The organism is Xenorhabdus sp. SGI240, assembly GCF_040081915.1.
Classification (GTDB): domain Bacteria; phylum Pseudomonadota; class Gammaproteobacteria; order Enterobacterales; family Enterobacteriaceae; genus Xenorhabdus; species Xenorhabdus bakwenae.
Genome location: NZ_JBEBMB010000009.1, coordinates 26,165 through 46,250, shown reverse-complemented (window position 1 = coordinate 46,250; position 20,086 = coordinate 26,165). Strand labels below are relative to the sequence as shown.

Below are 20,086 nucleotides of genomic sequence, written 5' to 3'. Positions count from 1 at the left end.
GGAGCAATCCGGTTCACCGGCCTGGGACGGTATTCAGGAGCTGGACAGTGAAGAGCGCAGTAACTACCCCTTGTCGCTGGATGTCGATGATTTTGATGATGGATTTGCGCTGACTACCCAATGCAGCCAGCAAATTAATCCGGTGCGCATTAATGCCTATATGAAGACAGCGTTAAACGGGATTGTGGCCGCACTGCAATATGCGCCGGAGCAACCTATCCACGCTATCGATATCCTGCCACTGGCCGAACGTACTCAACTACTGGAAACATTTAACGATACCGTAGTCACCTATCCGCAAGACGCCTTAATTCACCAACTGTTTGAACAACAGGCAGCGCGCACACCGGATGCGCTTGCGTTGGTCTTTGGCGAGAGTGAACTGAGTTATGCAGAGCTAAACCGCCATGCTAACCAACTGGCTCACCAGCTGATCGCTTCTGGCGTGCGCCCTGATGATCGCATCGCTATTTGTGTTGATCGTAGTCTGGATTTGATTATCGGCCTGTACGCTATCCTTAAAGCGGGGGCCGGCTATGTGCCGCTCGACCCGGAATACCCCGCCGAACGCCTGGCGTATCAGCTGTCGGATAGCCAGCCGGTGTTATTGCTGACCCAACAACATTTGCAGGGACTGTTGCCAGTATCAGACATCCCCGTCTGCCTGCTGGATGATGAAAGCCATCGAAATCACGTGGCAAACCAGCCGGTTCATAATCCTGATATTCAGCTTCAACCGCACCATCTGGCCTACATCATCTATACTTCCGGCTCCACCGGACAGCCCAAAGGCGTGATGCTGGAGCACCGCAATGTGGTGAACTTTATCCATGCCCAGCACCAGACCAGCGAGCCACAATTAGGGGATCGTATCCTGCAATTTGCGACCATTGCTTTTGATACTTCGGTATCCGATATTTTCCCCACTCTCGCATCCGGTGCCACTCTGGTTCTGCGTCCTGCCCATATCCGTGTACCGGATACAGAATTTGTCGATCTGCTAAATGAGCAGAAAATCACTATCATGGATATGCCCACCGCCTTCTGGCATCACTGGGTACAGGAAATGATGGCGGGGCGCAGTGGTTTCGGCCAATACCTGCACACCGTTATCGTCGGTGGTGAAAAAGCGGAACTGCGCCATTTATTGAGTTGGCAGTCTATACCAGAAACGCAATCCTGCCGCTGGATTAACTCTTATGGCCCTACCGAAACGACGGTGATTGCCACCACCTTAACCCTCACTGATAACGGTCAAGATTCGCCTGAAATGACGGACGTTATCCCGATTGGTTATCCGCTGTCTAATAGCCGTATTTATATTCTTGATCCGCACGGCCGACCGGTGCCTATTGGCGTCAGTGGTGAGATCCATATCGGTGGCGCAGGGGTGGCGCGGGGTTATCTCAATCGCCCGGATTTAACCGCAGAGAAATTTGTGGCAGATCCGTTTAGTGAACAGCCCGATGCCCGTATGTATAAAACCGGCGATCTGGGCCGCTGGCTGCCCGATGGCGCGATTGAATATCTGGGACGCAATGATTTTCAGGTCAAGATCCGGGGCTTCCGCATTGAACCGGGGGAAATTGAAACTCGGCTGGCTCAATGTCAGGGAGTGCAGGAAGCCATTGTTTTGGTTAGGGAAATAAGCCATGATGATAAACGTCTTATCGCCTATGTTCAGCCTGAATCCGGTGCAAACTTGGTTCCCGGTGAACTGCGTCAGCAGCTTGCTCAACAACTTGCCGAGTTTATGCTACCCAGTGCATTTGTCATTCTTGACGCTTTCCCGCTTACCGCTAACGGCAAAATCGACCGTCAGGCATTCCCTGCTCCCGATCAATCTGCCATCATAGCGCGTAATTATGAGGCCCCTCAAGGTGAGGTTGAAATAACTCTGGCTCAGATTTGGCAGGATCTGCTTGGTTTAGAGCGTGTCAGCCGTCATGACCATTTCTTTGAGTTAGGAGGCCATTCACTGCTTATTTTGAAAGCCAGCGCCTTAGCAATAGAAAAACTAGGGCTTCAGCAGAATATGATGGCGAGCCTGATGTCGTTTACCACTATCAAAGAACAAGCCCGGGCCATTGAAGATCACGATAATATCCATGTTGGCTCTATGGTCAGCCTGTCACGGAACATCAAAGCAACACCGCTGTTCTTTGCGCCCGGTGCCGGAGGACATGTGCTCTATTTGCGGGAATTGGCAACAGCATTGGAAGGGACTTATTCCGTTTGGGGTATGCAATCACCTGAGTTAGATGGACGCAGCGATCCTCCATCATACCTTGAGGTGAACGGCCTTGAGGCAATGGCCAGCGTTATGATCGACTTTCTTAAGAAAGTTCAACCCAATGGCCCTTATTACTTAGCTGGGCACTCTTTCGGAGGCTGGCTCGCATTCGAAATGGCCCGCCAACTCGTCCAACAGGGTGAAAGCATTGGCTTACTGGCTTTAGTCGATAGTGAATCCCCGCCAGAGAGTTTAACCCAAAGGCGCGAATCAGAATGGTCCAATAGCCGCTGGCTGGCCGAGTTTGGCAATGTGCTTGCTGCATTGGCGGGGGCTGAGGAAAACTTTACCGAAGAACAATTCCAATTCATGACAGAAGAAGAGCAATTCGATAACTTGCGACTTCGTCTAATTGAAGAGGAACTCTTACCTCCTCAACTTGAATCTAAGGAAATCGCGGCCTATTTACATGTCTTCAAGACCCAATCTTTGGCGACTTATCAACCGCAGGAACGCTATTCAGGGAGACTCCACCTGTTTCTGGCTAGCGATAACCAAGAGTATGAAGAACAACATATCTCTGCCGAAAGCATTATTGATGGATGGAAAACGCTGGTAACCGGGGAAGTTATCTCCGAGACGTTATCTGGTGATCACATCACCATTATGCGTCAGCCTTTCGTTCAAGGGTTAGCATCGGCCATAACTGAATTACAAATTTAAATAGCATCATTTATCAATAGAAAAGAATATAAATTAAACAAATCCTTTTTTAAAGATAAGGTTCAATCATTAAATTTTATAAAACAAGGAGTATGTATTATAAATATACATACTCCTATTTTAAATTAGGATTTAATATCAACGAAATACCCTCATTTCCGTAACAAATAATTCTCAATGATAGTGAAAACTATTCTACTTGATGGTTACGCTTTAACCATAAGGAGAGCGCTTTCAAGGAATCCTGCGTGAATTCATCACAACGGGCCGTGATCTCTTCCGGCGTCAGCCAGTAAACAGCGGCAACTTCTGCTTCCTGCAATGCAAATGGCCCATGACTAACACAACTGAACAAACCACCCCATATACGACAAATGTCCTCTTCATAATAAAAAACACCATGTTCGGCAAAAGGAACACCGGCAATCCCCAGCTCTTCCTCTGCCTCCCGGCGGGCAGCCTCAAGCAACGTTTCTCCCGCCATAACAACCCCTCCCGCCGTGGCATCTAATTTTCCCGGATAAAAGTCTTTCGTTTCTGTACGATGCTGAATCAGAATTTTGCCCATACCATCATGCACGACAATATAAGTCGCACGATGCCTCAAGTTCTGCGCTCTCATCTGTTGGCGAGACGATTGTGCAATGACTTCATTGCCTTCATTAACGATGTCAATCCATTCAATATTTGCTGATTTTTCTTGCATCATTCTAAAAACCCTTTATCAATCAGTTGCCTGTTACTTTTTGCAGTAAGTTTATAACATTTATAAACAAACGATGGTAAGGTAACATCGTTACATTTTTCAGAAAGTTATTATCGCTGGAGGTTATATGATAGATCTATACTATGCTCCAACCCCAAATGGCTACAAAATCACCCTTTTTCTTGAAGAAGCCGGCATTCCTTACACTATCTACCCCATCAATATCAGCACTGGCGAACAGTTCAAACCTGAATTTCTCACCATTTCACCCAATAATAAGATCCCGGCTATTGTCGATCATCAACCCGCCGATGGGGGAGAGCCTGTCGCTATCTTTGAATCAGGGGCCATTTTACTTTATCTGGCAAATAAAACAGGCCGGCTATTAAGCAAAGAGTTGCGTGAACGTACCGAACAATTGCAATGGCTGTTTTGGCAAGTTGCCGGCTTTGGCCCAATGCTCGGTCAAAATCACCATTTCAACCGCTACGCGCCAGAAGTTGTCCCCTATGCCATTAATCGCTATGTGGAAGAATCAAAACGTTTATACAAGGTGTTAAACACCCAACTGGAAAAAACGGCTTATCTCGGCGGAGACGAATATAGTATCGCAGATATTGCCACTTATCCGTGGGCGAAATGTCATGAATACCAAAAAATCGACCTACAGGATTATCCGGCGGTTGCTCAATGGCTGGATAAGATAAGCCGGCGTCCTGCGACACAAGCAGCCTATAAGGAAGCTTAACTCCAGATATGTAATAAATTCATCTGATGGCGAGATTTTGCACCATAAAACTTGATAGTGGTAACAGATAGCAGCATATTTCGCTGCCGATTAAGTCATCCCTTGTTATAGTCCAATGTACAATGATCTTTTGTTACAGGGGGTGGCTATGCGTATCTTAATTACGGGGGGCACAGGGTTAATTGGTCATCGCTTGACCTGCCAGTTGATGTCGCTCTCCCATTCCATCACCATTTTGAGTCGTTCACCACAAAAGGTGTACTCTCTGTTTTCTGATCGCGTTGAATGTTGGACAACGTTAAATGACCAACACCATCTCAATGGCTTTGATGCTGTTATCAATCTTGCTGGCGAGTCTATTATCAATAAACGATGGACACCAAAACAAAAAGAGAAACTGTGTCAAAGCCGCTGGCAGATCACGGAACAATTGAGCAAGCTAATCAAGACCAGCGAATCTCCGCCATCTGTCTTTATTTCCGGTTCAGCCGTTGGCTATTATGGCGATCAGGGACAATCAGTCGTTACCGAAAACGATCCTCCTCACAATGAATTTGCCCATCAACTTTGTGAACGGTGGGAGCAGCTTGCCCTACAGGCTCAAAGTGATAAAACCCGTGTCTGTTTGCTGCGTACAGGCATTGTCTTGGCTCCCAAAGGGGGCGCTCTGCAAAAAATGTTGCCACTGTTCCGGTTAGGTTTAGGGGGAGCAATCGGCACTGGCAAGCAGTATATGCCGTGGATACACATTGACGACATGGTCAATGGTCTTTATTACCTGCTGGTATCACCTGATCTCTATGGTCCCTTTAATATGACATCTCCTTACCCTGTTCATAATGAGCTGTTTAGTGCCACACTCGCAACGGTATTACATCGTCCTGCTTTTATGCGCATTCCTGCCTTTGTGTTAAAAGTCATGATGGGAGAAGCCGCTGAGTTAGTCTTAGGGGGTCAACAAGCCATTCCCAAAAGACTGGAAGAAGCCGGATTTGGTTTCCGTTATTTTCAACTGGAAGAAGCCTTACAAGATGTAATAGAGGAAAAGGACAACGCTGGTGTAGCCTGAACAAAATATCAGGCAAGAAACGATATGCTGTTGTGGTCTCTTCACAACAGCATATTGACTCAACTTACATGCCATATCCAATGGGCTTAACGCCCTGCCAACGGCTAAACAGATCTTCTGGCAAGTCAATATCAAATTGATCAAGCACACGGTTAACCGTCTGGTCGATGATACCCTGAATATGTTCAGGACGATGATAAAATGCCGGAACAGGCGGCATGATCACCGCCCCGATTTCCGCTGCCTGCGTCATTAATCTCAGGTGCCCCAAGTGCAAGGGCGTTTCCCTCACCCCCAGCACTAGCTTGCGCTTCTCTTTCAAAACAACATCTGCGGCACGGGTAATTAAGCCGTCAGTGTAACTATGCACAATTCCTGATAGGGTTTTTATGGAGCAAGGCAAAATCACCATCCCCAATGTCTTAAAAGAGCCAGAGGAAATGGAGGCGGCAATATCACGATTGTCATGTACAACGTCGGCCAAAGTCTGTACATCCCGCAACGTATAGTCCGTCTCCAATGCCAGAGTCTGCCGGGCTGATGGACTGATCACTAAATGCGTTTCAATGCCTTCTATTGGCCGCAAAACTTGCAGCAACCTGACACCATAAATCGCACCACTCGCGCCGGTCAGCCCGACAATCAATTTTTTCATGTTTTCCTCTGAGATTCTGGCTATAACTGCATGATAATAACAATATTATCCTTCATTATATATTTCCAGATCCTCTATTTCGCTCTGGCCACGCACTTTCATGGCATCATCTTTGCGCAGGTTTTCCAGATAGTCGAGGTAACACTGGTCAATGTCTTTCGTGACATAGATACCATCGAATACGGAGCATTCGAATTTTTCAATATCCGGGTTTTCTTCCCGGACAGCCTGGACAAGATCGTGGAGGTTTTGGTATATCAGGGCATCGGCCCCAATGATCTGACGAATTTCATCCACTTCCCGGCCGTGAGCAATCAGTTCATTGGCATTCGGCATATCAATACCATAAACATTCGGGAAGCGGACTTCCGGGGCTGCCGAAGCAAAATAGACTTTCTTAGCGCCCGCTTCACGCGCCAGTTCAACAATCTGTTCAGACGTGGTTCCACGGACGATGGAATCATCCACCAGCAAAACATTTTTACCCCGGAATTCAGCGCGATTAGCATTCAGTTTACGACGGACGGATTTACGGCGCTCTTGCTGACCAGGCATGATAAAGGTACGCCCTACATAACGGTTTTTGACAAATCCCTGACGATAGGGTTTATCCAGAATATGGGCGATTTCCAGGGCGATATCACAAGAGGTTTCCGGTACGGGAATAACGACATCAATATGTAAATCTTCCCATTCACGGGCAATTTTTTCCCCTAATGTCCGTCCCATCCGCAACCGGGCGTTATAGACCGAAACCTTGTCAATAAAGGAATCCGGGCGAGCGAAATAGACAAATTCGAACAAACAAGGTGTTAATGACGGATTTTCTGCGCACTGGCGAGTAAACAGTTGCCCGTTTTCAGTGATATAAATCGCTTCCCCAGAAGCCACATCACGCAGGAACTCAAAACCCAATGTATCCAGCGCCACACTTTCCGATGCCACCATGTATTCATGGCGACCCTCTTCCAATGTTTTCTTTCCCAGCACCAGAGGACGAATGCCATGTGGATCACGAAAAGCCACCACCCCATGCCCGATAATCATGGCAACACAAGCATAAGCGCCACGGATTTTTTTGTGCATTTTTGCGACTGCCGAGAAAATATCATCAGGCGCTAAGGGGAAATCGGGAAATTGGGCTAATTCATTGGCAAAAATATTCAATAGAATTTCAGAATCTGAGGTGGTGTTGACATGACGGCGGGCATTTTCAAACAGCATTTTTTTCAATTCATGTGCGTTTGTCAGATTGCCGTTATGTGCCAACGTGATACCAAAAGGAGAATTCACATAAAAGGGCTGCGCTTCAGATGCACTGGAACTGCCCGCCGTAGGATAACGGACATGTCCAATGCCGACGGTTCCCTGTAAACGTAACATGTGCCGTGTTTCAAACACATCTTTGACCAAACCATTAGCCTTACGTAAACGAAACTCATTGTTACCATCAATAGTTGCAATACCTGCTGCATCTTGTCCACGGTGCTGAAGCACCGTCAATGCATCATAAATCGACTGGTTAACCGGTGTAAAACCGACGATACCGACAATACCGCACATGTAGCCTTTCCTCATCAGCCAAGCGGAGAGCGTTATCTCTCCGGCAGGAAACTCGACGCACTTTGTAGGTAGTCAAAAAACCACCTGATAATTTGACTAAACTGTGGGATCAGTTGTGATTGTTGCCAATCCTGGCTTTTGGGCAGTGGCGTGAAAGAGTCTGCAATAAACAGAATGGCAGACACCACCAAGACACCACGCAAGGCGCCAAAGCAGATCCCCAGGACCCGATCAGTGCCTGACAGGCCCGTTCGCTGAACAAGTGAACCAATGACATAGTTTACTACCGCGCCAACAATCAGTGTTGCAATAAATAAGATAGCAATCGCTATCCCATTGCGCACCAGTTCATCCTCAAGGCGGGTAAAATAAGCCGCCAAATAAGTATAGAAGTGGCTTGCAACAAAGAAAGCACAGCCCCACGTTATCAGGGAGAGCGCTTCGCGAACAAAACCCCGAATCAAGCTAACCAGTGCCGAGAAACCAATGATGGCAATGATCGTATAATCAATCCAGACCATATTTTAATCCAAAAACAGGCCCCCGACATTCAGGTCGGGCGCATTCTAACAGAAAACGAAAACGTTTGCGTAGTAGATTCATCACGCTACTGAAAATAATTTCCGGCAGGTAAACAAACCGCATTTGCTGTGCCAATCAGATTATGGCTTATAATTTTTGATCTGCCCTTGTAATCCCGTAAGTTCTCTTAATTCGGACAAAATAGATTCCAGTGCCTGCCTTGATGCATTCGGCCCTACATAGATCCGGGTTAACTGTCCCTGTGCCGGAGAAGAAGGCACTGTATATACCTGATGCCCGGAAAGACGCAGCCTTGCCACTATTTCGTCAACCTTACCCGCATTTTTTAACGCGCCAAGCTGAACAACATATGCCGTTGCCTGAGGGGCTTGCTCGGTTGGCTTCGGTTTAGGTTTAGTTTCTGGCTGGCTTTCAATACGAGGTTCTGGTTTAACCTGTGGTTTAGTTGCCGCTTTCGGTTGAGAAGATAACTCAGGTTGCCCCCCTGTTTTAGGATCTTGCGTGACAGGAGGTGCTGTTATTGGCTCTGAAGGCGATGGACGGGACAACATATCTATATCTGGCTCTTGCTCCTGTGATTGCATTGCTTCCGCAGCACCCTCAGGCGGTGTAGACGGCATGTTTTGTGTCAAGGGTGGGATCGCGTCAATATCCTCTTCATCACCCGGTTTTGGCACCAAAGGAATTGAAGCAAATTGATCTTCGTTATATTTCTTATCGCCATCAAAAATCATAGGCAGGACAATGACACCCAATGCAACGAGAACAATGGTGCCAACCAAGCGATTTTGGAATTTACTGGCCACTTTCCTTGCCCTCCTCCAGTGCTTCCATGACATGTGCAACAGTGTGGAAAGAGCCACAAACCACGATAATATCTTGCACTGATGCATCGTTCATTGCCTGCTGCCAGGCTGTTTTTACTTCGGGGAATGTCCGCGCCTGCACAAGATGTCCAGCCAGTACATCGGCTTCTGCTCCCCTCAGTTCATGCAATGATGCGCAATACCATTCATCAATTTGTTGAGAAAGACAGGCAAGTGTCCCTGCTATGTCTTTATCTCCCAACATGCCAACCACACCCCGGATCTTACTGTCTGGAGAACGAGTCCATTCTGCCAGTTTTTGCACCAGATAGCCCGCAGCATGTGGATTATGAGCCACATCCAAAATGACCAGCGGATTTTCCCTGACAATTTGGAAACGCCCCGGTAATTGCGCATTTCTTAGCCCTGCATGGATTGCTTGTTCATCAATGGCCCGGCTGACTTTGTCATCCTGCTGCAACAAGCAATCGATCACCCCCATTGCAGTTACAGCATTTGCTAACGGCAAATTCGGTAAAGGTAACTCATTGAATTGTTGCTTATCGCTTCGCCAGTTCCAGCTATTTTCATGCTGTGAGAAATGCCAGTCAACGCCACGGCGAAAGAGTTTAGCCCCCAATTCATCCGCAACTTCAGCAATTGAGTGAGGCATCTCAGGTTCACCCACCACCGCAAAATGTCCACGGCGGAAAATGCCCGCTTTTTCACGGCCAATGTGTTCACGATCGGCTCCCAACCAATCTGTATGATCCAGTGCAATACTGGTGATTGCGGCAATATCGGCATCAACAATATTGGTGGCATCCAAACGACCACCCAGCCCGACTTCCAAAATCACAACATCAAGAGCAGCTTCTTCAAAAAGCTGTAAGGCTGCCAATGTGCCATATTCAAAATAGGTTAATGAGATGTCGCCACGCTGCGCTTCAATCGCGGCAAATACACGGCAGAAATCTTGTTCTGCGGGTTCTTTCCCCTGAATACGTACCCTTTCGGTGTAGCGTACTAAATGCGGGGAACTGTACACGCCGACGTTAAGCCCGGCGGCCAGAAAAACAGATTCCAGGGCATGGCAGGTGGTTCCCTTGCCATTGGTGCCTGATACCGTGATAACTTTTGGAGCTGGTTTCAATAAACCTAACTGGCGGCCCAGTTTACCCACACGTTCAAGCCCCATATCAATGGCTTTGGTATGCAGGTTTTCCAGATAGGAAAGCCACGTCATGAGTGACGACGTGGCTTGAGGAATTTGTGAAATATCAGACATCTTCTTTATTAGGAGTGATGTTTATATCAGCTTCGACATCAGCAGAATCAACAACGATTGCTTCTACTGGCTCTGCTTTTGTGCCCGGATGAGGTTTGTGGGTCAACATGGCAAGCAGGCTGGCAACTTTATCGCGCATCTCTGGACGACGTACGATCATATCAATCGCACCTTTCTCCAGCAGGAATTCACTGCGCTGGAAACCTTCCGGCAATTTTTCACGCACTGTCTGCTCGATGACACGAGGACCAGCAAAGCCAACCAATGCCTTAGGTTCAGCGATATTGATATCACCCAGCATCCCCATACTTGCCGTTACCCCCCCCATTGTCGGGTGGGTCAACACACAGATATAAGGCAAACCACGATGTTGCATTTTTGCCAGCGCCGCACTGGTTTTTGCCATCTGCATCAGTGACATCAATGCTTCCTGCATACGAGCGCCACCACTGGTGGTAAAACAGACAAATGGACAGTTGTCTTCCAGCGCCTGTTCAACGGCACGCACAAAACGAGCACCAACCACAGAACCCATTGAACCGGCCATAAAATTGAACTCAAACGCACCAGCCACAACGGGCATATCATGCAGCTTACCTTTCATGACGATAATTGCATCTTTTTCTTGCGTCTGCTTCTGGGCAGCGACTAAGCGATCTTTGTATTTTTTGGTATCGCGGAATTTCAGGATATCTTTCGGTTCCAGTTCACTGCCTAATTCTGTGCCAGTGCCTTCATCCAAAAATGAATGCAATCGCTTACGGGCTGAAATGCGCATGTGGTGGCCACATTTTGGACACACTTCAAGGTTACGCTCTAATTCAGCACGATAAAGTACTTGACTGCAACTGTCGCATTTTGTCCAAACTCCTTCAGGGATACTTGCCTTACGAGTTTGTATGATTTTGCTTTTGTTTAGAATCTTTTCAATCCAGCTCATTAATGAACCTTTCCGTCTGAATCTGGCTGCTGCCAGCTTTTGTTTTACGTGCCATTAAACCACAATGCTATGGCAGTGTGGATAAAAAACTGCTCAAACCTGTTTACGGTTGTCGATTTATCTATCGTCTATTTATCTACTGCACTGCCTGTTGCTTTTTTCGATGCAGCGCGACGATGACGCCAAATTTCGATGATGCCTGGCAGAATAGAAATAAAAATAATGGCAACAATCAATAATTTCAGATTCTGCTGTATAACAGGCATATCACCAAAGAAATAACCGGCATAAGTGAATAATAGCACCCAGATAAATGCACCGATGACATTATAAGCAGCAAAGTGGCGGTAAGACATTTTCCCCATTCCTGCAACAAACGGGGCAAACGTTCTAATAATTGGCACAAACCGAGCCAAAATTATGGCTTTTCCGCCATGTTTTTCATAAAATTCATGGGTTTTATCTAAATAACTACGGCGAAAAATCTTTGAATTTGGGTTGGTAAATAATTTCTCACCAAAAACTCTGCCAATGGTATAGTTTATAGCGTCACCAATAATCGCGGCCGTCAGCATCAAAGCCACCATGATGTGTACATTCAGATCATTGGAATCTAATGCCGAGAGTGCGCCAGCCACGAACAGCAAGGAATCCCCGGGCAAAAATGGCGTGACCACTAAACCTGTTTCACAAAATATAATCAGAAATAGGATGCCATAAACCCAATCACCATAAAGGGCCACCAATTCAGCTAAATGGGCATCAATGTGTAAAATAAAATCGACAATGAATTTCGCAAAATCAACAAAATGAGTCAAAAACTCCATAATATTCCTCGTGATGACCGAACATCCCTGCCTCTATTCAAAAACGTCAAATTAAATGATTTGCCAGAAACAGGGGTCCCATGATGGGTTCAGGTAAACCAAAACGCTCAGGATAATCCACAGCGACTAAATATAAGCCTTCAGCCTTGGCAGTGGCGGCCGCTTTTGTCCTGTCTTTCAGTGCCAATAATTCAGCCATCCAGCCAATATCCTGATGACCACAACCAATCTCCAGCAAGCTGCCAACGATATTGCGTACCATGTGATGCACGAAAGCATTCGCCTTAATGTCCACGACAATATAGTGCCCGTGCCGACTCACGTTAATATGCATCATATTGCGCCACGGTGAATTGGATTGGCACTGCACTGCCCGGAAAGAGGTAAAATCATTTTCGCCCAACAAGCTTTGTGCCGCTTCATGCATTTTTTTCTCATCCAATGGATAATGAAAATGCGTGACGCCGTGCGCCAATACCGCCGGACGATAACGATGGTTGAAAATCACATAGCGATAACGACGAGCGGTAGCACTGAAACGGGCATGGAACTCATCATCCACCGTTTTAACCCAACGTACTGCAATATCCGGTGGCAAATGGGTATTGACCCCCATTGTCCAGGCTGCATCTTTACGTTGGGCTGAGGTTTCAAAATGCACAACCTGCCCAGTTGCGTGTACTCCCGCATCCGTTCTGCCCGCACAAAAAACTGAAATCGGCTCATTCGAGACTTTCGACAGGGCTTTTTCCAGGCACTCCTGCACACTTTTCACTTCTTGCTGACGCTGCCAACCATAATATCGACTGCCGTCATATTCAATCCCCAGTGCAATTTTTACTTTTTTTGCCTCTGGCACAGACTGACTCAGCTCTGTATCAGACATCAGTAAAATTGCTCCTGCATCAGTTTCTCGGCGATTTCAACCGCCATCAAGGCACCGCCGAAACGGATATTATCGGCAACTGACCAGAATTGCAGCATCTCTGGCAGACCATAATCATTGCGCAGACAACCTATGCTCAAACTATCGCTGCCCGAAGCATCCGTTACCGGCGTCGGGTAATCCCCCTCTTCTGAAACCCGAATTTCTTCAAAGCGTTCAAACTCACCACGAGCTTCTTCGATACCAATCGGACGCAGTGTTTCCACACTCACCATTTGCGCAATGCCATAAAAAACGGAGGATTGGACGCAACTGACAGAAACCGGCAATCCTTCATCCTGCAATACCTTGCGAACCTGATCGACAATACGGCACTCTTCACGCACCACACCTTCTGCATCTGGCAGCAAAGGCAGTAAATTGAAAGCCAGTTGTTTGCTGAAATAGCCTTCATCTGGTGGAATGCCATTCAATAAGCGGGCACTCTGACCTGCCAGTTCATCAATAGCGGCTTTACCATGAACAGAAACCGGCAATATGTTGGTCAAATGTAAACAGGCAATGCCTGCCGCATCGATTAATGGTTTGATGGCTGTCAGAACCTGACTCGTTGAGCTATCTGCCACCGCAATGATATTACGGTTACGATATTCAGCCAATGCGTACGGGTTAACGCCAGGAACAACCAGAGGCACATCGGGTTCTGCTGTAAATAAGCCGCTACTATCAATCACCAGACAGCCAGATTCTGTTGCTTTTTCAATATGTTGTGCCGTTATTTCCATCGTAGCGGCAAAAAAGGCGAGTTGTACCTGTGACCAGTCAAATTCTGCCACATCACGAACTGTGATGTTTTTTCCGTTAAAACGCTGGATCTTTCCAGCACTTTGCTCACTGGCAAGAAGATGCAGTTCACCAACCGGAAATTGACGTTCCTGTAATAACGCCAATATCGCTTCACCTACTGCGCCCGTTGCACCCAAAAGCGCAATACTCCAACCTTCTGACATGTTGGTTCTCTCCACTTCTCTTATTTTGCTAACAGACAGGAGCCCCTGCCTGTATTAAATGACTTTTGCATTAAATCCAATTTTGGACAGTAATTGAGCACTCTCTTCTGAGTCACAATGCACGGTCAGAGAAGACCATTCCCGCCGTTCTGGATAGTATTTGCGTAATCGATCAAAAGCACCTTGTTGATCCGCAACCTGACGTAAAGGTGCATCATCACGGCGCACATCATACACTAAATGCATCAAACGCTTGAGGAGACTTTGTGTCACATCCCCCCGTACTGTGACCTGACTGAAATCAGGTGCCGGCAACAGATCAGCCAACGCTGTCTTGCGAGGTTGCCCCAGAAACTCACAATAGGCCTCAAAAACCTGAGTTGTACCCCGTGCTTTGCCTTCCAGGGTATAACCAGCAATATGTGGAGTCGCAATATCCACTAAAGCTAACAGGGGTAGAGAAAGGTTAGGCTCTGGCTCCCAAACATCAAGCACTGTGCGTAACTTTTTGCCATTTTGCAGCGCGGAAAGTAACGCTTGATTATCAACCACCTCGCCACGGCTGGCATTAATTAAAATACGGTTATCCGGTAATGCAGAAAGTAATTCTGCATCAGCCAAATGATACGTCTGGTATGGGCCAGAGTGATTAAGTGGTGTATGGAAAGTCAGAATATCCGCTTCTTGCACCAATTTTTCTAACGGCCAAAACGCCCCTTCATCACCACGATCTGCCCGAGGAGGATCGCACAGTAACGTCTTCACGCCCAAAGCCGCCAGTCGATCAGCTAAACGCCCCCCGACATTACCAACACCGACAATACCTACAGTCTTGTCTTTCAGCTGAAATTGATCTCGTTCAGCCAATAGCATCAATGCCGAGAAGACATACTCAACCACGGCAATGGCGTTACATCCAGGGGCGGCGGAAAAACCAATCCCTGCCTGAGATAACCATTGCTGATCAACATGATCCATTCCCGCAGTGGCAGTTCCGACAAATTTCACCGAACTGCCTTGCAACAACGATTTATTGACTTTGGTGACAGATCGAACCATAAAGGCATCGGCATGTTCCAAAATTCCTTCAGGCACCGGGCGTCCTGGAATTGCCTGCACTTCACCTAATTGCTGGAAGAGCTGTTCAGCATAAGGCATATTTTCATCAACTAAGATTTTCACTTTTCTCATCCAATGGCTTAAATGGGCGTGATCCACTATTCTGCCATTTTATCTGCATAAAACCTATATTCACAGAAAACCTATATGCCCTTATACTCGATGAACTTCAGGTTGCAATCCGCAAGACGACGCGAGGCCTTACGAGGCCTTATATTTCCCCGCGCAGCGGGAAAATATAACACGCATCTTGAAGTTGGATTGGTATAGACTCACTAAACGATTTACTTACATGAATAATTTCACTCAATGAAGAACTTATTATTCCCCCTCGTCGCGGTGTTGATCTGGTCAGTCAATGCCGTTGTCAGCAAAGCGGCTGCCACCCTGATTGAACCTGCTGCAATTTCTTTCTACCGCTGGTTTATTGCCTTTCTGGCCCTGACGCCTTTTCTCTTATTGCCAGCCCTAAAGCAGCGGAAAATCGTTGTCCAATATTGGTGGAAGCTACTGATTTTGGGTTCTCTGGGTATGGTACTTAACCAAAGCCTGGCCTATTATACCGCTCACACCGTCAGCGCGACAATCATCGGCATTTTCACTTCCTTGATACCCTTATTAACCGTCATTATCAGTATCTTTGCCTTACGGGTTACCCCCACTGTTGGTATCACTCTCGGCACCGTGTTATCTCTGTTTGGCCTTGTGTGGCTGGTCAGCAAAGGGGAACCCGCTTCCTTATTGCAACATGGCCTGGGGATTGGGGAAGTGATGATGTTTATTGCCGCCGCTTCTTATGCCTTATATGGGGTTTTAACCAAACGCTGGGCAATTCCATTACCCAACTGGCAATCACTCTATGTACAAATTGGGTTTGGCGTTTTATTGCTTCTGCCTAATTTTATGATAACGGACAATGTTCAGTTAACAGCCGATAATCTTTCCCTTGTTCTGTTTGCTGGCATTCCCGCCTCCATTCTTGCGCCTTATTTGTGGATACAAGGTGTCACCCGCATTGGCGCAAATATGACGTCTATTTTTATGAACCTGGCACCTGTATTTACTGCCATCATTGCTATCGTGGCTCTTCATGAGGAAATACACAGTTACCACTTAATTGGGGGTGGCATTGTGTTAGCGGGTGTGATACTTGCGCAACAGTTACGCATCCCGCTCACACGCAGAAAGCCTGAACACAATTCTTACCAATAATCCCCCCAATACCTCACTGGGTAAAAGCTGGAGAGTGGCACTGTGATACTGGCAAATTTCTTTAACAATAGTCAGCCCTAATCCTGCCCCCTCCAGCCCGGCTGCGTTGTCCAAACGGTTAAATGCCATTAGCGATTGACGAATATCTTCTTGGGCGATACCCGACCCTGAATCATCGATTTCAAGGCAGACGTGTTTTTTATCTGGCATGATATTTACTCTTCCCGTCACCACTCCCATTTGCGGGGTATATTTGATGGCATTGTCCAGCAAGTTGGCGCACATTTCGGCTAACAACAGGGGATCGCCTCTGATCCCTAAGGCATCTTCCCCTTCGTAACCTAAGTCAATGTTTTTGCTTTCTGCTTGCTGTAAGCGAGAAAAGCAGACTTGTTGCAACAGCGCCACGATATTGACCGGCTGATAATTTTGTATTGCCTCTTTTTCATGCACTTTAAGTTGTGAAAGTTGCAGCAGACGATCAGTCAGCAAGATCATATTATCCAAACTCTTATCAATTGCCGTAAGTATGCTATCCCGCTGTTCTGAAGCCGGGTTGCCACGTGCTACCGCAACTTGTGTTTTCAATACCGCTAAAGGGGTTCTCAGCTGATGAGAAGCATCCGCACTGAATCGCTCCTGGCGTTCAACCATTAAACCCAACCGCCCAATATATCGGTTAAGCGATTGCAGTAATGGAACAAGTTCGGACCACGGTAAAATATTTGGTAATGGTGTTAGATCATTAGCAGAACGGAGGCTCATAATGCCTGAAAGCTTCCGCAACGGTTTCAGCAGGAGCCTGAGCAGAATGTAAGCAAGGAGTAATGTCAACAATACGACCGTCCCCTGATTAACCAGCGAAGACAACAGTAACTGTTGAGCCATATATTGGCGGGAAGATACAGTTTCCGCCACCAATATCAACGCCATCCCCATTATGTTGCCTTCATTGACGGGTTGGTATAACCCCACTACACGTATAGGCTGCCCCTGATATTCCGCATCATAAAAATAAGCCAGTGCCGTATACAAGGGTGAACGCTGGACGTTCTGCGGTATTCGCGGGAGGTCGTCATAACCGGAAATCGTTTTTCCTTTCGGCGATATGACCTGATAGTACAGGCGATCATTTGTATTGCGTTCGAAACTGTCCAAAACAACATAAGGTACATCAACGAGCAAATTTTGCTCTCTGACAGTCAAACGTTCAGCGACTGTTCTTGCTGAAGCAAGCAGTGTTCTGTCATAAGCCAGCATAGCCGCATTTTTCACACCGATATACTGGCTATAAACAGAAACACAACCCAGTAATAGTAAAGGGACGCCCAGAAACAGCAATAATTGGTGGAATAACGATCGCGGTACTTTCAGATACTTCATTATGTCAGCCGCTCCAATCGATATCCCAATCCACGTAATGTCCTGATTTCTACATCACTGTTGATTAATTTTTTCCGCAACCGATGAACATATAGCTCTATGCTTTGTGGATTTGCCTCATCCGATAGGGAAAACACTTGCTCAAACAGTTGCTGTTTAGAGACCGGACGCCCCCGACGATAAAATAGTGTTGTTAAAACAGACAATTCTCTGGGTGTCAGTGCCAGCAGTACATTGTTCAGTACAAAATACCCTTCGCCTTCATAAGTTAATGAACCAAATTTCTGTGCTTCTTGTGGTATAGCTGAACTACGACGTAACAATGCACGAATACGGGCTTCCAGTTCCTGAAAATCAAAAGGCTTAGTCAGGTAATCATCGGCACCGGAATTCAATCCTTTCACACGATCCGTAACCTCTGTTTTAGCAGTCAATAACAACACGGGTAAGTTTTGACCACGCTTACGCAGCCGTGATAACAGAGACAAACCATCTAATCTGGGTAAGGCCACATCCAGAATCAACAACGCATAATTTTCAGTCTGCAAAAGCTGATCTGCCACAATACCATCTTGCGCCAGATCCACCACAAACCCAGCATTATTCAATGCCTTCTGTAACCAATGTGATAATTCTGAGTGATCTTCAACCAATAATAGCCGCATTGAATAATACCTATTGTCAAAAATTAACCAGAGAAATAAAGCGGAGATATCACATAATTGCAATATTAAGATTTAGCAATTGCTTAGGGGTTAACAAAAAACATGAATGCAAACAATTAATTAACAAAATCATGTAAAACACTACGCAAATTAAGCGATTGAAATCACATCCAGACAACTTTTATTGTTAATGAAAGGTAATTGAAAGGTTTCATTTCTATAAATGAACATGCACCAGAAATTTGTCATTCATATCCTTTACTGGTGCTATGTGAGGAATAAAAATGAGAACTTTTAAAACATTATTAACCGCTGCAAGCCTGTTTATTTGTGCCTGCGCTTTTGCAACTCCTGCTCCCAATAGAACCGAATGTATTGCACCCGCCAAACCTGGCGGAGGCTTTGATTTAACCTGCAAACTCATCCAAATTTCACTGTTAGAAACTAAAACTATCGATTCTCCCATGCGGGTGACATTTATGCCCGGCGGTGTCGGCGCGGTTGCTTATAATGCCATTATTGCTCAACGGCCTGCGGAACCCGGTACTGTCGTTGCCTTTTCCGGCGGTTCCTTATTGAATCTTGCACAAGGCAAATTTGGTCGCTACAACGTCAATGATGTACACTGGCTAGCCAGTGTCGGCACAGACTACGGCATGATTGCTGTGCGCAATGACTCGCCTTACAAGACGCTGACAGATTTGCTGTCAGCGTTTAAAAAAGCGCCTGATAGTATTGTGTTTGGCGCAGGCGCTTCCATCGGTAGTCAAGACTGGATGAAAACCGCATTACTGGCCAAAAAGGTGGGGGTTGATCCCCGCAAAATGCGCTATGTCGCGTTTGAAGGTGGCGGTGAACCTATCACTGCCCTGTTGGGTAATCATATCCAAGTCGTATCCGGTGATCTCAGTGAAACATTACCTTATCTTAGTGGCGATAAAATTCGCATACTTGCTGTTTATGCCGATAAACGCTTAGACGGCGATCTAGCAAAAATTCCAACAGCAAAAGAACAGGGTTATGACCTTGTTTGGCCAATTATTCGCGGTTTTTATATGGGCCCCAAAGTTTCTGATGAACAATATCAATGGTGGGTAGATACCTTTAAAAAACTCCAACAAACTGACGAATTCAAAAAACAACGTGAACTGCGCGGGTTATTTGAATTTAATATGACGGGCAAAGAGCTGGATGACTATGTGAAAAAACAAGTTATTCAATACCATGAAATGGCCAAATCCTTTGGTTTAGCAAAATAACAGGGATAGCATCATGAGCGATCGTATCTTTGCTACTGTATGGCTGGTGCTATGTGGAATCGGGTTGGTGACTGGATGGGGTATCCATAGTGAATATAGCTATGAACCTCTGGGTCCTCGTCCATTTCCAATTGCTATTATTTCATTGATGGCACTCTGTGCTTTACTGTTGCTGTTTAAAAAACCTGACCCTGTTTACTGGCCGACACCACACGTGTTACGTCGCTTAGTTTTGTTGATTGCCACACTAACCATTTATGCATGGTCATTTGAGTGGTTAGGTTTTCCACTCGCAACCACGTTATTGACTATCAGTGTGGCACGACTCTTTAACGCCACGCTCCTTACAGCGATTTTTTCTGGTGTATTTCTCGGTATTTCGCTCTTTTTTGCCTTTGACCGTTTGTTAGAGGTCACCCTGCCCGTCGGCAGTTGGTTCAGCTAAGGAGAC

The 20,086-nt window shown here is 46.4% G+C and carries 19 protein-coding genes; 6 read left to right on the top strand and 13 right to left on the bottom strand.

Annotated elements, in window-relative coordinates:
• Window positions 1-2,956 (top strand): amino acid adenylation domain-containing protein (locus ABLA76_RS03690; protein WP_348986907.1); only part of this gene is annotated, 2,956 nt, incomplete at its 5' end.
• A gap of 190 nt (window positions 2,957-3,146) precedes the next feature.
• Here ABLA76_RS03690 and yfcD read toward each other — a convergent pair.
• Window positions 3,147-3,665 carry an NUDIX hydrolase YfcD gene (gene yfcD / locus ABLA76_RS03685; protein ID WP_348986906.1) on the bottom strand — a complete coding sequence of 173 codons (519 nt, stop codon included), beginning with the start codon at window positions 3,663-3,665 and terminating at the stop codon, window positions 3,147-3,149.
• Between the two features lie 124 nt (window positions 3,666-3,789).
• Here yfcD and ABLA76_RS03680 point away from each other — a divergent pair, with 124 nt between their 5' ends.
• Together ABLA76_RS03680 and ABLA76_RS03675 are read left to right on the top strand one after the other, a co-directional pair.
• Window positions 3,790-4,410: a glutathione binding-like protein gene (locus ABLA76_RS03680; RefSeq protein WP_047767086.1), complete on the top strand. Its 621-nt coding sequence runs from the start codon at window positions 3,790-3,792 to the stop codon at window positions 4,408-4,410.
• Between the two features lie 148 nt (window positions 4,411-4,558).
• Complete coding sequence (locus ABLA76_RS03675) at window positions 4,559-5,479, top strand: TIGR01777 family oxidoreductase (RefSeq protein ID WP_348986905.1); 921 nt, start codon at window positions 4,559-4,561, stop codon at window positions 5,477-5,479.
• 64 nt (window positions 5,480-5,543) lie between these two features.
• On the opposite strand, the gene ABLA76_RS03670 is transcribed toward ABLA76_RS03675, so the two are convergent.
• The 10 genes from ABLA76_RS03670 to pdxB all read right to left on the bottom strand — a co-directional run bounded on the left by ABLA76_RS03670 (window position 5,544) and on the right by pdxB (window position 15,179).
• On the bottom strand, window positions 5,544-6,134 hold the full coding sequence (locus ABLA76_RS03670) for a UbiX family flavin prenyltransferase (RefSeq protein WP_047767082.1): 591 nt from the start codon (window positions 6,132-6,134) through the stop codon (window positions 5,544-5,546).
• A gap of 45 nt (window positions 6,135-6,179) precedes the next feature.
• Window positions 6,180-7,697: an amidophosphoribosyltransferase gene (gene purF / locus ABLA76_RS03665; RefSeq protein ID WP_348986904.1), complete on the bottom strand. Its 1,518-nt coding sequence runs from the start codon at window positions 7,695-7,697 to the stop codon at window positions 6,180-6,182.
• A gap of 32 nt (window positions 7,698-7,729) precedes the next feature.
• On the bottom strand, window positions 7,730-8,218 hold the full coding sequence (gene cvpA / locus ABLA76_RS03660; protein WP_348986903.1) for a colicin V production protein: 489 nt from the start codon (window positions 8,216-8,218) through the stop codon (window positions 7,730-7,732).
• Between the two features lie 141 nt (window positions 8,219-8,359).
• Entirely contained in the window at window positions 8,360-9,046 is a 687-nt protein-coding gene (gene dedD / locus ABLA76_RS03655; RefSeq protein WP_348986902.1) for a cell division protein DedD, read from the bottom strand.
• Window positions 9,036-10,334 (bottom strand): bifunctional tetrahydrofolate synthase/dihydrofolate synthase, encoded by a 1,299-nt coding sequence (folC, locus tag ABLA76_RS03650; RefSeq protein WP_348986901.1) that lies wholly within the window; start codon window positions 10,332-10,334, stop codon window positions 9,036-9,038. Before folC ends, dedD begins: the two co-directional genes overlap by 11 nt.
• Complete coding sequence (gene accD / locus ABLA76_RS03645) at window positions 10,327-11,274, bottom strand: acetyl-CoA carboxylase, carboxyltransferase subunit beta (protein WP_348986900.1); 948 nt, start codon at window positions 11,272-11,274, stop codon at window positions 10,327-10,329. Before accD ends, folC begins: the two co-directional genes overlap by 8 nt.
• A gap of 128 nt (window positions 11,275-11,402) precedes the next feature.
• Window positions 11,403-12,101: a DedA family protein gene (locus ABLA76_RS03640; RefSeq protein ID WP_285810002.1), complete on the bottom strand. Its 699-nt coding sequence runs from the start codon at window positions 12,099-12,101 to the stop codon at window positions 11,403-11,405.
• A gap of 46 nt (window positions 12,102-12,147) precedes the next feature.
• Window positions 12,148-12,987 carry a tRNA pseudouridine(38-40) synthase TruA gene (gene truA, locus ABLA76_RS03635; RefSeq protein WP_348986899.1) on the bottom strand — a complete coding sequence of 280 codons (840 nt, stop codon included), beginning with the start codon at window positions 12,985-12,987 and terminating at the stop codon, window positions 12,148-12,150.
• On the bottom strand, window positions 12,987-13,997 hold the full coding sequence (locus ABLA76_RS03630) for an aspartate-semialdehyde dehydrogenase (protein ID WP_348986898.1): 1,011 nt from the start codon (window positions 13,995-13,997) through the stop codon (window positions 12,987-12,989). The genes truA and ABLA76_RS03630 overlap by 1 nt, the downstream gene beginning before the upstream one ends.
• 54 nt (window positions 13,998-14,051) lie before the next feature.
• The gene (gene pdxB, locus ABLA76_RS03625; protein ID WP_348986897.1) at window positions 14,052-15,179 is read right to left on the bottom strand and encodes a 4-phosphoerythronate dehydrogenase PdxB; all 1,128 of its coding nucleotides are present in this window, start codon (window positions 15,177-15,179) and stop codon (window positions 14,052-14,054) included.
• A gap of 246 nt (window positions 15,180-15,425) precedes the next feature.
• Here pdxB and ABLA76_RS03620 point away from each other — a divergent pair, with 246 nt between their 5' ends.
• Window positions 15,426-16,328 carry an EamA family transporter gene (locus ABLA76_RS03620; RefSeq protein ID WP_348986896.1) on the top strand — a complete coding sequence of 301 codons (903 nt, stop codon included), beginning with the start codon at window positions 15,426-15,428 and terminating at the stop codon, window positions 16,326-16,328.
• Here ABLA76_RS03620 and ABLA76_RS03615 read toward each other — a convergent pair.
• Window positions 16,278-17,711, bottom strand: a complete 1,434-nt coding sequence (locus ABLA76_RS03615; protein ID WP_348986895.1) for a sensor histidine kinase — start codon at window positions 17,709-17,711, stop codon at window positions 16,278-16,280. The genes ABLA76_RS03620 and ABLA76_RS03615 overlap by 51 nt on opposite strands.
• A complete protein-coding gene (gene tctD, locus ABLA76_RS03610; RefSeq protein ID WP_348986894.1) occupies window positions 17,711-18,376 on the bottom strand; it encodes a transcriptional regulator TctD in 666 nt (221 codons plus the stop codon). Before tctD ends, ABLA76_RS03615 begins: the two co-directional genes overlap by 1 nt.
• Window positions 18,377-18,654: 278 nt before the next feature.
• Here tctD and ABLA76_RS03605 point away from each other — a divergent pair, with 278 nt between their 5' ends.
• Together ABLA76_RS03605 and ABLA76_RS03600 are read left to right on the top strand one after the other, a co-directional pair.
• Window positions 18,655-19,635, top strand: coding sequence for a tripartite tricarboxylate transporter substrate binding protein (locus ABLA76_RS03605; protein ID WP_348986909.1), 981 nt, complete (start codon window positions 18,655-18,657; stop codon window positions 19,633-19,635).
• 13 nt (window positions 19,636-19,648) lie between these two features.
• Window positions 19,649-20,080, top strand: coding sequence for a tripartite tricarboxylate transporter TctB family protein (locus tag ABLA76_RS03600; protein WP_348986893.1), 432 nt, complete (start codon window positions 19,649-19,651; stop codon window positions 20,078-20,080).
• Window positions 20,081-20,086: the final 6 nt, after the last annotated feature.

What these genes read in the sequence shown, in the direction of transcription:
- yfcD (WP_348986906.1), bottom strand. Translation starts at nt 3,665, where the DNA reads ATGATGCAAGAAAAATCAGCAAATATTGAATGGATTGACATCGTTAAT.
- ABLA76_RS03670 (WP_047767082.1), bottom strand. Translation starts at nt 6,134, where the DNA reads ATGAAAAAATTGATTGTCGGGCTGACCGGCGCGAGTGGTGCGATTTAT.
- cvpA (WP_348986903.1), bottom strand. Translation starts at nt 8,218, where the DNA reads ATGGTCTGGATTGATTATACGATCATTGCCATCATTGGTTTCTCGGCA.
- truA (WP_348986899.1), bottom strand. Translation starts at nt 12,987, where the DNA reads ATGTCTGATACAGAGCTGAGTCAGTCTGTGCCAGAGGCAAAAAAAGTA.
- ABLA76_RS03640 (WP_285810002.1), bottom strand. Translation starts at nt 12,101, where the DNA reads ATGGAGTTTTTGACTCATTTTGTTGATTTTGCGAAATTCATTGTCGAT.
- ABLA76_RS03680 (WP_047767086.1), top strand. Translation starts at nt 3,790, where the DNA reads ATGATAGATCTATACTATGCTCCAACCCCAAATGGCTACAAAATCACC.
- folC (WP_348986901.1), bottom strand. Translation starts at nt 10,334, where the DNA reads ATGTCTGATATTTCACAAATTCCTCAAGCCACGTCGTCACTCATGACG.
- ABLA76_RS03630 (WP_348986898.1), bottom strand. Translation starts at nt 13,997, where the DNA reads ATGTCAGAAGGTTGGAGTATTGCGCTTTTGGGTGCAACGGGCGCAGTA.
- ABLA76_RS03675 (WP_348986905.1), top strand. Translation starts at nt 4,559, where the DNA reads ATGCGTATCTTAATTACGGGGGGCACAGGGTTAATTGGTCATCGCTTG.
- tctD (WP_348986894.1), bottom strand. Translation starts at nt 18,376, where the DNA reads ATGCGGCTATTATTGGTTGAAGATCACTCAGAATTATCACATTGGTTA.
- ABLA76_RS03615 (WP_348986895.1), bottom strand. Translation starts at nt 17,711, where the DNA reads ATGAAGTATCTGAAAGTACCGCGATCGTTATTCCACCAATTATTGCTG.
- accD (WP_348986900.1), bottom strand. Translation starts at nt 11,274, where the DNA reads ATGAGCTGGATTGAAAAGATTCTAAACAAAAGCAAAATCATACAAACT.
- ABLA76_RS03620 (WP_348986896.1), top strand. Translation starts at nt 15,426, where the DNA reads ATGAAGAACTTATTATTCCCCCTCGTCGCGGTGTTGATCTGGTCAGTC.
- ABLA76_RS03600 (WP_348986893.1), top strand. Translation starts at nt 19,649, where the DNA reads ATGAGCGATCGTATCTTTGCTACTGTATGGCTGGTGCTATGTGGAATC.
- purF (WP_348986904.1), bottom strand. Translation starts at nt 7,697, where the DNA reads ATGTGCGGTATTGTCGGTATCGTCGGTTTTACACCGGTTAACCAGTCG.